Source organism: Acidobacteriota bacterium (assembly GCA_034211275.1).
Classification (GTDB): Bacteria; Acidobacteriota; Thermoanaerobaculia; order Multivoradales; family JAHZIX01; genus JAGQSE01.
Map to the genome: position 1 here is coordinate 45,676 of JAXHTF010000020.1, position 13,790 is coordinate 59,465.

Here is a 13,790-nt window from a genome sequence, read left to right on the forward strand (position 1 = left end):
CTTATCAGGCTTGTTCTATCTTTAGTCGAGTCAGTTCAGCCCGGCGCCGGCCGCGCAGACGGAAGCGCTGCTGGGCTCCCAGAGCGTCGAAGTGATCTTCGTGGCAGCTGAAGACCAGGATCTGGAGGTGCCTGGAGGCTCGATGGAGGACGGCGAGCATGGCCTCCCGGCGTTCTTCGTCGGAGCTCACCAGAGCGTCGTCGAGGATCAGCGGCAGCCGCTCGCCGCCGGCCAGGATCTCCCCCAAGGCCAGCCGCACCAGCACGCTGAGCTGCTCCCGGGCACCCCCGGAAAGCTCCTCGAAGGCCTCCTGGGTGTCGCCGGTGAGCAATCCTTCGACGATCCAATTTTCGTCGATGGCGAGCTCGGAGCCTGGGAAGAGCTGTTCCAGATAAGGCTCCAGGCGGCGGCGCACCGGAGCCGTCAGGCGCTGCTGAGCCGCCCTCCGCTCGTTCTCCAAGATCGCCAGCAGCCGGCCGGCGGCGGCGGCTCGGGCCTCGATGCGGTCGAGGTTGGCCTGGGCCCGAGCCAGCTCCTGCTCCCGCTCCTGGGCTTGTTCGTGGAGCTCCGCATCCGCCAAGCTGTCCAGCCGCACCTGCAGCGTCAGGTTCTCGTCCTGCCCCCGGCGGCGCTCCTGGACCAACCCCTGGAGGCTGCGCTGCAGGCGCTCCAAGGTCTCCTCCGCCCGCGCTCCGCCGGTGGCCCGGTAGCGCTCTTGGCGCTCTTCCAGCTCCCGTAGCGCTTCTCCCAGGAGGGCCTGGCTGTCTTTGAGCTGCTGTTCGAGGGAGGCGTCCGCGGAGCCCTCCGCCTCGCGGCTCAGCACCGCCTCCAGCCGTGCCAGCTCCTGACGCCGGGCCACCAGCTTGCCCGCATTCTCCGCCTGCCGGCGCCGCAGCTCTTCCAACGGTTCCAGGGCGGCAGCGCGGCGGGTGCGGGCTTGGCTCAGGGCCTCTTCAGCCCGAGTTTCTGCAACTTGGGCCTGTTCCGCGGCCTGGGCGGAGTCCTGCTCCTCGAGCTCCGAAGACTCCCCGGGCTCCGATTCTCGAGGGAGGGCCTGCCGCTCCTCCTCTAGCGACTCGCGCCGCTGTTCGAGGACGGCGAGGCGCTGCTCCAGCGTGCCGTCTCGTTGGGCATCGGAGCCGCTTCCCCGCTGCACCCGCAGCTCCGCGTCCAGTTCCTGTTGGCGATCCAGCCGCCTTCGAGCCTCCGCCGCATCGTCGACGCCCAGGGCTTCCAGCTGACGGCGGTGATCCGACTCCAGATCCCGCAGCCGATGCCGCAATTCCTCGCCGGCCCCCGCCGCGGGCTCCACCGTCAGCCGCAGAAGGGGCTGAAGTTGCCCATCCCGCTCCTGACCGAGCTCCAGCTGGAGCTCGTCGGTCACCGGCCATCGGCGGTTCTCCTCCGCCGCCAGAGTGTCCTCGCCAGCGTCCTTCTCGATCACCTCCAGATCCGCCAGCGCCGTCACCGTCAGCCGCGCCGCAGAGCCTTCCAGCCGGCTGCGGGCCACCGCCAGATCCCGCTCCAGCCGCTCCAGACCCTGCACCGCCGAGGGCTCTACCGCGACCTCCCGGCGCTGTCGCTCGAGCTCCCGTACCCGCTCCCGACGGGCTCGCAGCTCCTCCACCTCCCGATCCAGAGCCTCCAGGCGTTCCGTCAGCTCCTGCTGCCGCTGGCGTCGCTGGGCCGCGGCCCGGCGCCGGCGCGCTCTCTGGTGCTCTTCCTCGGCCTTCTGCACCGCCGTCTCGGCCTCCGTCAACCTCTGCTGCAGCTGCTCCAGCTCCGCCGCATCCCGGGCTTTCTGCGCTTCCAGCTCCGCCACCTCCACAGCCACCTCATCCCGGCTGCGGCGGGCCTGGCGCCGGCGCTCCAAACGCTCCTCGATCTGCTCCAGCCGCAGCCGGCGGTGGGCCACCTCCCGCTCCTGCTCCTCCACCCCGCGCTGGAGCTGCCGCGCCGCCTCGACGGTTTCGGCGAGAGTCTGCACCTCTTCCTCCCGCTCTCCCACCCGCCGTTCCAACTCCTCCAACTCCCGCCGGCCGCGGGCGAGGGTTTCCGCCAGGGCGTGGGCCTCCTCGCGCTTCGCCACCGCCTCGTCTCGCCGCTCCCGGAGCTCGTCCCGGCGGGTCATGGCCTCCCGCAGCTCGCCGGTGGGGCGGCCCGTTTTCTCGGTCAGGTAGCGGGCGGCCTCGGTGCGGGTGCGTTCCAGCAGTTGCTGCCCCAAGGGGCCGGCGGCCACCTCCCCCACTTCCCGGGAGAGCCGGTCCTGCAGGTCGCCCCGGGGGGCGTCGTGGAGATCCTCGTGGGGCGGCTCCTGGGACTTTCCCTGGGGCAGCCAGAGGAGCGGCCACAAGCCGTAATCCTCCCGGCTCACCCCCCGATTGCTTCCGGACCGGCTGCCCAACAGCTCGTGCAGCCGCGCTTCCGCCGCCTCGTCCTTGAGGGTCTCGCCACCCCCTTCGAGCTTCGCGTAGCCGCCCTTGAGGAAGCCCTTTTCGATGCGGTAGGGAGTGTCGTCGAGGACGAAGCTCACCGCCCCCCGGGGGCTCTCGGTGGAGCTCCAGCCCTGGAGCTGCTTCTTGTATTGAGCCTCCCCTTTGTAGGACTCGAAGAGCACGAACTCCAGAGCCTGAAAGAGGCGCGACTTGCCCGCCTCGTTGGGGCCGTAGACCAGGTTGAGCCGTTCGGAGAAGGGCCCCAGCTTCTCGTGCTCCAGGCCCCGCCAATGCCAGACCTCCAGAGAGACCAGATGCATCAGCTCTCCTCCTGGAGCAAGCGGTAGAGCAGCCGTAGGGCTCCCTGAGCTGCAGCGCCGTCTTCTTCCCGCGTGCTTTCTTTGCGCAGCCGTTCCACCGCCCGACCGACAAAGCCCTCCAGCCGCAGCTGCGCCAAATCCTCCTCCGAGGGTTCGGTGACCAACCGCCCATCGTCCAGCCGCAGCTCGAGCAATTCCTCTCCCGCCGCCGCCAACAGGCGGTCCAGCCGCGCCCGCTGGGCCAGAGACAGGGCGCCGTCCAGCTGCAGCCGCAGGAGTGTCCAGCTGCGCTCCGGAAGCTCTTTGAGCCAGCGCTCGAGCTCGTCCACCGCCGCCTCGCCGTCGAGGGTGCGGGATTCCGTCAGCCAGCGGCTGCGGGCCAGTTCCAACACTTCCACCCGCGGCTCCTCGCCGGCGCCGTCGATTTCCACCACCAGCGCCCGCCCCGGCTCCTTCTCCTCGAAGCGGGTGGGTTCCGGGGTTCCCGAGTACCAGACCCGGTCTCCCCAGCCGGCGGAGCCAAACCGCAGCAGGCCGTGCCAGTCCCCCAGGGCCAGATAGTCGAAACCCCTGGCCAGAACTTCTTCCGCCGCGATGAGGTTGGGGCTTTCGGTGGACTCGCCGAAGTCGAGAACGCCGCCGTGGGCGATGGCCACCCGCACTGCGTCTCCATCCTCGTGGGTTCCATCCTGCCGGGACGGCAGCCAACGGGTGGGGTCGTCGTGGGTGTGGCGGCGCAGCAGCGGGCAGGGGTAGTAGACGGTGTCGCCGATGGTCAGGGGCTCGGCGACGAGCAGCGGCCGCACGTGGTCCAGGCCGTGCTCCTCCGGCGCCAGGCGCCGCAGGGCGCTCTCCGGCGTGGCGGCGTCGTGATTGCCCGGCAGAAGCAGCACCGGGATCGGAGCGAAGGCGGCGAGGGCGTCGCGGGCGGCCTGCAGGGTGGCAGCACCGACGGCGTTGTCGTCGAAGACGTCCCCCGCCACCACCACCGCCTCCACAGCGTGCTCGTGGGCTGCCGCCGCCAGGCGTCGCACCACCTCGAAGCGTTCCAACCGCAGCTTGGCGCCGCGATCGCCGTCGAGGAAGCGCAGCTTGAGCCCGAGCTGCCAATCCGCGGTGTGGAGAAAACGTGTCATGAATGAGGGATCCCGTCCCCCAGAGACTACAACGGAATCCCGGCGAGAGCCGCGGGGTGTGTTTCGTCGTGGGAAAACGCTCAGGTGCCGGGAGCCGCGCCGCTGAGCCCTAAATAGAGCAGATAGACCAACTGCCTCGCCCGCCGCTCTCCCCCCAGCTCCTCGGCATAGTCCTGGGCCAGCTGCAGGTCCACCGTCTCCTGGGCGCTCTTGCCCGCCGCCACGGCGTCCCCCACCCTCCCGGCGACGGTCTCCAGCAGGCTGCGATAGCGCTCCAAACCCTGGCGGTCCACCACCGCGCCATGGCCGGGCACGAAGCGCGTCAACCGGTGGGTTCCCCCTTCGGAGGTCGCCTCCGGCAATGCGTCCGGGGAGCGCCATTCCAACACTCGATCCAGAGCCTCCAAGATTCCTTCCAAGGAGCCTCCGGCCCACCAATCGATGAACGGCGGAGCCCCGACCTCCAGCAGGTCTCCCAGATGCGCCAGGCGGGCTCGGTGGAAGATCAGCACCAGGTCACCGTCGGTGTGGGCCGCCGGTGCCGGCAGGATCTCGATGCGTTCGTCTCCCCAATGCACCGTCGCCGGACCGTGGATCTCCAGCTGCGGCAGATCCGCCTCCGGCGACGGCTCCCGATGCCAATCCCCCCATTCCTCGATCACCACGTCCCGCCGCGCCTGGGTCGCCACGTTGGCGTGGGCCATCACCATAGCCCCCTGGGCCCGGAAGGTCCCGTTGCCGCCCAGATGATCGGCGTGGTAATGGGTGTTGATCACCAGGCGCACGGGCAACGGCGGCAGGGTCTCGAGGGCCGCCAGCAGCCGCGGCAGAGCGGCGGCGCTGCCGCTGTCCACCAACAGGCGTCCCCGAGGGCCGTCCACCGCCACCACCGCCCCGTCGGCCCCCAGCTCGATGCGGTGGATCCCGGGCGCTAGTTCCTCGATGGGCGCTGGTTCTGCGACGGCGGCGGGCTCGTCCGCGGCCCCAGCGGGATAGCCCACCAGGAAGCAGCAGCCCAGGATCACCAACAGAGGAAGGCTGCAGAGCCCTCGGCGGGCGGGGGAGATCGGCAGGGAGGGGAATCGGCTCAAGGCTTGGCTCCTTCGGAAGGGTTCGGGGTCCTCCCCCTCTACGGCATCGGAGGCCGAGAGTTCTCGCGCCCCCGAGGGCCGGGAGCTCGTACCGTCTTGGGAGGAGCTCAGCTCAGGAGAGAACCGGCTTAGGAAAGACGCAGCTCAGGAGAGACGCAGCGTGATGCTGTTGGGATCCACCGTCGGACGGGCGAAGAAGAAGCCCTGGGCGAAGGTCACGTTCATCTCCCGCAGCACCTGGCATTCCTCCGCCTTCTCCACTCCCTCGGCGATGACCTGGGCGCCGATGCTGTGGGCGATGGTCAGCAGGCTCTGCAGCAGGCTGCGCTTGATGGGGCTTTTGTGCAGGTCGCGGATCAGCGACAGGTCGACCTTGAGATAGTCCGGCTGTACCTCCGCCACCGATTGCAGCGACGAGTAGCCGGCCCCCATGTCGTCGAGGGCGATCTGAAAACCGATGAGGCGCAGGGCGGCGACGCTGCGGCGGAAGTCCTGCCAGGCGGTGATGGCGACCCGCTCGGTGATCTCGATGACGATATCCGCGGGGCGGAGCCCACAACGCTCCGCCTGGTCCACCAGATTGCGGCAGAAGAGCTCGGGATCGGTGAACCCCCGGGCGGAGCAATTGAGGAACAGGCGCCCGCTGTTGCCCAGCTCGCCGGCGCGGCGGATGGACTCGAAGCGGCAAATGCGCTCCAGCTCGACGATGTGATCCGTCTCCTCGGCGAAGGCGAAGAGCATCTCCGGATTCTCGAACACGCCGCCGGTGGGACCACAGCTGAGGGCCTCGAAGCCGTGCACCTCGCCGCTGTCGAGGCTGATGATGGGCTGGAAGCGTACGGTGATGTCCACCGCCGAGACGATGCGCCGGAGCTCCCGAATGCGCTCCGAGTGCTGCTTTTCCCGCTCCCGGCGGCAGATGGAGCGGAGGGTGTCGAGGGTGCGGTAGAAAACTCGTTCGAGCCGCACCATGGGGTCCGGCAGGAGCAGGTCGGCGGCGCTTTGCACCGACAGGGGACGCGGACTCTCGTTGTCGAATTGCACCCGCAGCCGGGCGGAAAGGTGGTCGGCGATGCGTTCCTGCAGCTCCTCGAGCCTCTGGGCCGCGCTGGCGGCGTCGTCCAGCCCCACGACCAAGACGAACTCCTCCCCCCGGACGTTACAGATGGCGAGCACGTCGTCGGAGCTCAGACGGTCCCGTTGAAAGACCCCCAAGGCTTCCGCGACCTGGCGCAGCAGCCCGTCGTAGGTCTCCCAGCCGTAGATCGACTCCAGCGGCGCTTCGGCGCTCAGGTCGAGGTAGAGCAACCCCAACCGGCGACGGTTCTGGACCAGCTCCCGAATCTCACTCAGCACCGCCGTCAGCGACGGCAGCTCGGTGTTGTGATCGACGAGAGCACCGCGTAGCTCACGCCAGCGACTCTCCTCCTCGGCGCTGACGGTGTCTTGGAGGCTCACAGCCTCAGCTCCAAGATCTTGCACCTCATTCCTCGTTGATTCGTCCGGCGGCTTCAAGACCGCCGAACCCAAGATAAACGCATCGAATACCGTAAGTCTACAACGTCAAATAGCTCCCGGGGCATCAAATCTAGCCTCCGGAAGAATCGTTACCCCTCGCCGCCCTTTTCGAGGGAACGGAAGCGCCGCAGCTCCGCCTCCAACGGATCTGCCGGCTGGTCGCCGAGGATCAGGACGAAGGGCTCGACCTCTCGGTGCCCGGGGAGGGTCGAAAGCTTCCAATAGAGCAGCCCCGCGACCAGCTCCGGATCCACCGTCTGCGCGGCCCGGCGCAGCGCCGCCAGCGCCTGCGCCCGCTCCTGCGGAGCCAGGGGCTCGTCGGTCCACACCATGAGCCGGGTGGAGGGCAGGCTGGGTTCCGTTGCGGAAGTCTCGTCGGCCTCGGAGGTTTCGTCAGCCTCGGTGGTCTTGTCGGCCTCGGAGGCCTCGGGCGCGGGTTCCGGCTCGGGCTGCGCCGGCAGGTGAATGAGGGAGAACCCCTGGCTCGCCCAGGGCTCCACCGTCGAGCCGCGGCGGGAGGTATAGCCGAGCTCGGTGAAGATCACCGGCATCTCCCCCAGCTCTTCCTCCAAGCGGAAAGCGACGATCTCCTCGAGCACCGCCTTCCAGCCTCGCTCCAGCTGCTGCGACAGGTCCCCCGCCGCGGGATCTCGGGGATCCGGCGGCGTGCGCAGCTGAAAATAGCCGTTGATGCCCATCAGGTCCAGGTGATCCCAGAAGCCCACCTCCTGGTATTGATCGAAGTTGGCGGCGTAGGTGAGCCGGCCGCCGTAGATCTCCCGCACCTTCGCGATGAGCTCCAACCAATGCTCCTCGAGCATGCGGCGGCGGCGGTTCATCACGTCCCAAGGCTCTTCCCCCTCCGCCGGCGGTGCCGGGCTCTCCACCATCCCCCGGGCCCAGGCCACCCGGGCGCCGATCTCCGCGTCCAGGTAGTCACCGAGGGTAGCGAAGCCGTCGGTGCCCGGCGACCACAGATGATGCTTCTCCATGCCCTGGCGGTGGCTCAGCACCGAGGCCTTGTACTCCTCCTGCTTGAGGGGATTGAGGTAGTACTCCTGGAGGGCCGGCATCTCGTCCACCGGGCGGGTGGAAGTCATGGAGTTGAGCTCGCTACCGATGCCCAGGACGTCCACCCCCTCGGCCTCGGCGTGGCGGGCCCAGGCCTCGACGAAGTTGCCGTATTGGAGAAACCAGGAGCGCACCGCCTGATCACTTTCGGGCATCACCTGGCCGTGCCATAAGAAGCGGTTGGCTTCGAAGGCGTGGTCCAGGGCCAGGCGCAGAATCAGCACCACCTCGAGCCCCGCCGCCTTCGCCGCCCGGATTTCCGAAAGCACCGCCGGATTGTCGGTGTCGTACCAAAGATGGTCGGTATTCCAATTGCCCTGATGAGCGTAGACCGTCACCGACACGGTATTGAAACCAGCGTCCAACAAGCCCTGCGCCCAGGCCTGATGATCCGGCTCGTTGACCTGGATGCCCCCGAGCAGGAACGGCTCCCGGGGCTCCGCCCAGCCGTTCCACACCAGCAACGCCAGGCCAGCGAGAATCACCAGCACACTCACCACGGCGGCGCTGCGCCATCTTCTACCGGTCATCAAACTCTTCGCCTCATGGGTTCTTCCACCTCATCCATCGCCCCTGGGACCTCTCTCAGCCTCCGATGCGGAACATCTCGATCTTCTCCGCCGGCGCGAAAGTGCCGCGGCGCAAGGCCTCGGTACGCTCCTCCGAATAGCGATCGGTACGCCGTCGCCAGGTCGCGGCGATGAGCTCCGCCAACTCCTCGTCCGCCGCGCCGGCGCGCAGCGGCGTCTTGAGGTCCAACCCGGCGGTGGCGAAGAGGCAGGTCAGGAGCTGGCCCTCCGCCGACAGCCGGACGCGGGAGCAGTCGCCACAAAACGGCTGGGTCACGGAGGCGATGACCCCCACCTCGCCGCCGCCGTCACGATAGCGCCAGCGCTCCGCCACCTCGCCGGGGTCGGTTTCCCCGGCAGGGTCCCGCGGCACCGGCTCCAAGGGCATCTCCCGGTCGATGCGGCGGAGAATTTCCTGTGCCGACAGCACCTCCGCCTCCTGCCACCGGTTCACCGTCCCCACGTCCATGTACTCGATGAAACGCAGCACATAGCCCTGCTCCCGCGCCCAGCGGGCGAGGTCGACGATCTCATGCTCGTTGATGCCGCGCAGGGGCACGTGGTTGAGCTTGATGGGAGCGAGGCCCACCCGGCGCGCTGCCTCGAGCCCGTCCAGGACTCGCTGCAGTGCGTCGTCACCGCCGCGGGAGCCGTTGATGCGGGCGAAGGTCTCCGGGTCCCGGGAGTGGAAGGAGACGGTGACCCGGGAGAGCCCGGCGGCGCGCAGGGTCTCCGCCTTCTCCGCCAACAGATAGCCGTTGGTGGTCAACGCCAGGTCGTCGATGCCGGGAATGGCGGCGAGCTGGCCCACCAGGGTTTCGAGCTCGGATCGCAACAGCGGCTCGCCGCCGGTGAGGCGGATCTTGCGCACTCCCAAACGGCTGAAGATCGCCGCCAGCCGGGACACCTCCTCGAAGGTGAGAATCTCCGGCCGCGGTAGGAAGTGATAGCGCCGATCCCCCGGCATGCAGAAGCTGCAGCGAAAATTGCAGCGGTCGGTGACGGAGATGCGCAGGTCCGTCATGGGCCGCCGGAAAGCGTCTCGCAGCGGTTCCACCGCCGGATCATGGGTGCTGGAGTGGGTCGGATCTACCATGGTCGCAAGGGCTCGGGCTCGGCGCCGCCCAGCTGCAGGGCTGGTTCCGAACAAGGCACCGGAATCCTCTCATATCCGCCGGCGCCTTGGTGCCCCAGCGCGGTGGAGGGTGGCTTCCCCGGGGGAATCCTGGGACGACTCAGAGCGCCGGCCCCGTCGCCGGAGGCTTGCTCGCCGGGCCGCTGCTCAAGAGCAAATGGCCGGCGGTGGCGAGGAGAATGACCGTGCAGCCGACGACGGCCCAGGCCTCTGGAGTCTCGCGGTGGAAAAGCCACGCCCACAGCGGATTGAGCACCGGGTCCATCAGCAGCAGCAGCGAGACCTCCAGCGCCGGCAGATGGCGCACCGCGGAGGTCAGGAGCCGGTAGGCCAGGGCGATCTGCACCACCCCCAGGAAGATCACCGCGCCGGCGTCGGCGAGGGAGATAGAGGTCAGCGGCCAGGCCGCCGGCAGACAGACGACGAAGGCCAGAACGCTTCCGGCGAGCACCGCCGGCCCCGCGGCCCCCGGTGCGTCGCGATTTCCGGAGCTCTCCAGCCAACGCAGTCCGAGCACCGTCATCCCCCAGCACATGCCCGTCACCACCCCCACCAGATTTCCCGCCAGCGGCCTGGGAGCGGTGGCGGTAGGTTCCTGGGCGCCGAGAAAGAAGAGGGCCATACCGGCGGCGAGGAAGACCATGTAGAGCAAATCCCGGCCGCGGATGCGCTCCTTGAGCACCCACGGCGCGACGCACAGCACATAGAGGGGGGCGGTGGATTGGAGGAAGATGGCGTTGGCGGCGGTGGTCCATTTGGTCGCCACCACGAAACAGGTGAGGGTCCCGGCATAGGCCAGGGCCACCGGCCAGATGCGCAGCGGCGGCCGGCGCCGGGCCGAGGGCAGCAGCAGCGGCAGGGCCAGGGCCGCCACACCGCAACGCAGGCTCGCCACTTGCCAGCTGGTGAGGGAGGCCGCCTTCACCGCGGCGCCGCCGGTGGAGAACAAGATCGCCGCCGCCACCGCCATCAGCCAAGCCCGCTGCCGCAGAGCCCTGGCGTCCAGCTCTCTCGCGGAGCCGGCCAAGCTCATGTCAGGACGACCGGCGCCGGTAAGGCAGGGGGCGTTCGCCGAGATACCAACGAGGCCGGGGGGCTCCCGGCGGCCCGTCCCGCAGCTCCAGACCAAAGCGCCGCCCGACCTGGGAGACGATGAAGCTCGCCGCCTCCTCCGGCGAATCGGTGACGAAGAAGCGCTCCGGGTCGTGGGGGGCGATGGTGCCGGCGGAGACCATCTCCCGACCGATGAAGTCGAGGACGCTCTGCCAATACTCCGTGCCCATGATCACCAGCGGAAAATCGAGAATCTTGCCGGTCTGGATCAGGGTCAGGGTCTCGAAGATCTCGTCCATGGTGCCGAAGCCACCGGGCAACACCACGAAGGCGTAGGAGTATTTGACCAGCATCAGCTTGCGAACGAAGAAGTAGCGAAAGTCCACCCATAGATCCAGATAGGGATTGTGGTGCTGCTCGTGGGGTAGCTCGATATTGCACCCGATGGAACGGCCGTCGGCTTCCTTGGCGCCGCGGTTGGCCGCCTCCATGACCCCCGGTCCACCGCCGGTCATCACCGTAAAGCCCGCCTCCGCCAGCTCCGCTCCCAGCTGCCGCGCCAGCTGATAGTGGCGATGATTCTCCTTGAAGCGGGCGGAGCCGAAGACCGTCACGCAGGGGCCGACGAAATGCAGTTTGCGGAAGCCCCGGATGCACTCGCCGAAAATCCGCAATGCCCGCCAAAGATCCTGAGCGCGGCGCTGGGGACCGGCGAGAAAGGCCGCCTCCTCCAGCTCCGGGGGGACGCGCGTGGGGGCGCCAGGGTCCTCCGGCCCCGGTGAGCCACCGGCCGCCGGTTCTCCGTCCCGAGCTTCCCGATCCAGGGCATCCCGCGCCTCGACCTCCCCCGACTCGGCCCCGGGAGCCGGTCCGGCGGCCTGACCGACGGCCTTGTCGGCTCCCTCTTCGGGGCCGAGCACCTCGGCCTTCCTGCCCTCCTCTTCGCGGTCCGCCACGGCCCTAGGTACAGGTCGCGAAAGCGAAGGTGTCTTGGATCGGCTGGAAGGGATCGCGCAGCTGGTTGGAGTAGGTGCGCTCCGTACCGGTCTCCGTGTCCACGACCCGGATCTGGACTTCGACGTTGGTCAGACCGCCGGCGAAGACCCAGAAATTGCCGTTGATTCCGCAGCCGTCGAGCACCTTGATCACCACCTCGACGTTGGCAGCGTTGAAGAACCAGAAATATCCGGTATCGCCGGTGAGCTCCACCGCCTGACCGGTGCCCACAGCCCCGGCGGCGGTGGCGAAGGTCGCATCCACCGCGAAGCGCCCTGCCTGCAGGCAAAGGGTGGTGGCGTCGGGCTGGCAGCCGGTGGTGGCGAACTCTTCATAGAGGAAGAGGATGCCGGCGCGGTCATCGAGCCCCAGCTGGCCACCACGGCCGTCGTCGTGGACGAAGGCGCGCATCAGGGCTTCGTCCTTGACCGCGGTGTCACAGGGGCCGGAAGCGACATCGCCGCAGGAGTGGCGCAGGCCCAGAGTGTGGCCTAGCTCGTGGCTGAAGACCTCCTCGGAGACCAGGGAGTCGGCGAGCAGGCAGCCCGAGCCGGCGTTGGTGACGATGTCGGCGCCGATGATGTCGATGTACTCCGCTCCGCGGTAAGTGTGAGTTTGGGAGGTGTCGAACCAGGGCCCGCCGAGGGCGATGACGCCACCGGTGATGCAGCTGAAGGTGCCGCCGAAGGTGGAATTGCTATTGGGGTCGTCAAAGAGAATGGTGTTTTCGCCGTCGAAGCCGCCGGAGACCAGCCCCCCGGAGGCGGTAGTGGTGCCACCGTAGAGATAGCGGATGGGGGTGGAGGGATCGTCGGTCCACAGATCCAGGGAGGTGCTGAACTCGGCGAAGCCGCCGCCGGCGAGGCCGGACTGACCGCTCTCGTGAGCGAAGAAGGTCACCGACTGGCCGAAGTCGAACTCCCGCCAGCGCAAGTTCAGGCCCCCGCTCGCGAAGAGGGTGAAAGCGTCGGTGAGGCTTTGTGCGGCCACCGCGTCGGTTTCCAGGCGGTAGCCGACGGAGCGCTTGAGACCGGCGGCGCGGGAGGAGATCCAGCGGCTGAAGGAGTCATAGTCCCGCAGGCCTTCCGGCTGGGCCTTGCGGCCGTCGGGGCGGATCGCCAGCGAGTCCCCGAGCCAGCGCAGGGCGAGCACCCGATCCTCCACCTCGACCCGAAAAAAGACCCCCAGGGAGAGCTGCACCAGGCGGAAGGCACCATCCTCGTTGGGGCGCAGGAAGAGCATCACCCGCTGACCGGCCTGGAGACGCGGTACGCCGGAGAGCTCGAGTCCCAGCCCCGAGGTCGCCGCACCGGGCATCGAGCGCGCCCCCACGACCCGCACCACCAGGGTACTGCCGGGCACGCTGCCCTTGAGCACCCGCTGAACCTCCACCTGGTAGTCGGTGGCGGGCATGGCGGCGACGGCGGCGGGGCCGGCGTCGCTGACCAGCGCTTCCACCACCAGCGGTGCCGAGTCCAGGAGCGCCTCGTCGGTCATCGGCATGTAGGTCAGACCGATGGCCGGAGCGGCTCCCCAAGCGAGACAAGAGCAGATCAGAGCAAGTAGGACACGGCGCATGAGAAAACCTCCCGGAGTGATCCTGTGAGCACTACAGCGGCGGCGATGGCGGGCCACTGAGATGCGGGCGTCGGATTTTATATGGTGCCACAGAATAGAGGCCCCAGGCCAGCCCCGAGCCAGCTCCTAGCCAGCCCCGAGCCAGCTTCCTGGAGCTCGGGAACGGTGCGCTAGAAGAACGCGGTGGCGGTGACCAGGGTGACGTCCGTATCCCCAAAGGGATTGGGGATCAGTCCCGGGGGCCGCTGGGGCACCGCCCCCGCCACCGGCGGCAGGCCGTAGGTTTGATCCACCACCCGGAATTCCACCGGGTGCTTCTGGTCGAGGACCAGAGTGAGATCCACCGGTTCCCCGGCCCCTCCCTGGACGAGCAGCAGCCAGTCACCACCCTCCCCGGACTCGAACGGATCGAGGCCGAAGTCGAAGCGCTGGTCACCGACCTCGACACGGCTCACTCCCGCCAGGGTGTCGACGCCGATGCGCAGGACCTCGGCATTGCGGGCGGAGGTGATGCGGACCTTCATGCGGTAGTCCGGATTCGCCTCGTCATCGCGCTCCAGGAGCTCGATCTTCGGCGGTGGCAGGGGTAGCGTCGGAGCCAAGGTGGTGAGCAGATCCCGGTCCGGCGACCAGCTGAACAGCAAACCGGGATCCCGCCGCTCCGGCTCCTGCCCCAGGTATTCCGCCGTCCAGGCGTCGACCTCCCGCCCGAAGGTCCACCACCGGGCCTCGCCGGACTCACCGTCGAGAGAGTAGATCAGGGTGTTGCGCTGGGGATGGTCCTCGCCGGTGATCTGGGTCAGCGCCGCCGTCAACACGATGCCGGCGCCGGCGGCGGTGATCAGCAGCGGCACCCAGAAGCCGAAGCGCCGGTCGATGGGAGCCCAC

At 68.6% G+C, this 13,790-nt stretch carries 10 protein-coding genes; all 10 read right to left on the reverse strand.

Features of this window, described 5'->3' with window-relative positions; translation table 11 throughout:
* Nucleotides 1–4: 4 nt before the first annotated feature.
* Entirely contained in the window at nt 5–2,755 is a 2,751-nt protein-coding gene (locus SX243_05670; protein MDY7092449.1) for an AAA family ATPase, read from the reverse strand.
* Nucleotides 2,755–3,891: a metallophosphoesterase gene (locus SX243_05675; GenBank protein ID MDY7092450.1), complete on the reverse strand. Its 1,137-nt coding sequence runs from the start codon at nt 3,889–3,891 to the stop codon at nt 2,755–2,757. Before SX243_05675 ends, SX243_05670 begins: the two co-directional genes overlap by 1 nt.
* Before the next feature lie 80 nt (nt 3,892–3,971).
* On the reverse strand, nt 3,972–4,982 hold the full coding sequence (locus SX243_05680) for an MBL fold metallo-hydrolase (protein ID MDY7092451.1): 1,011 nt from the start codon (nt 4,980–4,982) through the stop codon (nt 3,972–3,974).
* Nucleotides 4,983–5,126: 144 nt separating this feature from the next.
* Nucleotides 5,127–6,440 (reverse strand): bifunctional diguanylate cyclase/phosphodiesterase, encoded by a 1,314-nt coding sequence (locus SX243_05685; protein ID MDY7092452.1) that lies wholly within the window; start codon nt 6,438–6,440, stop codon nt 5,127–5,129.
* Nucleotides 6,441–6,589: 149 nt separating this feature from the next.
* Nucleotides 6,590–8,101, reverse strand: coding sequence for a hypothetical protein (locus SX243_05690; protein ID MDY7092453.1), 1,512 nt, complete (start codon nt 8,099–8,101; stop codon nt 6,590–6,592).
* Between the two features lie 55 nt (nt 8,102–8,156).
* Nucleotides 8,157–9,236, reverse strand: coding sequence for a GTP 3',8-cyclase MoaA (gene moaA, locus SX243_05695; protein ID MDY7092454.1), 1,080 nt, complete (start codon nt 9,234–9,236; stop codon nt 8,157–8,159).
* 139 nt (nt 9,237–9,375) lie between these two features.
* Complete coding sequence (locus tag SX243_05700; protein ID MDY7092455.1) at nt 9,376–10,308, reverse strand: DMT family transporter; 933 nt, start codon at nt 10,306–10,308, stop codon at nt 9,376–9,378.
* A gap of 1 nt (nt 10,309) precedes the next feature.
* Nucleotides 10,310–11,248: a TIGR00730 family Rossman fold protein gene (locus SX243_05705; GenBank protein MDY7092456.1), complete on the reverse strand. Its 939-nt coding sequence runs from the start codon at nt 11,246–11,248 to the stop codon at nt 10,310–10,312.
* Nucleotides 11,249–11,288: 40 nt separating this feature from the next.
* Nucleotides 11,289–12,902, reverse strand: coding sequence for a hypothetical protein (locus tag SX243_05710; protein MDY7092457.1), 1,614 nt, complete (start codon nt 12,900–12,902; stop codon nt 11,289–11,291).
* 170 nt (nt 12,903–13,072) lie between these two features.
* Nucleotides 13,073–13,790 (reverse strand): hypothetical protein (locus tag SX243_05715; protein ID MDY7092458.1); only part of this gene is annotated, 718 nt, incomplete at its 5' end.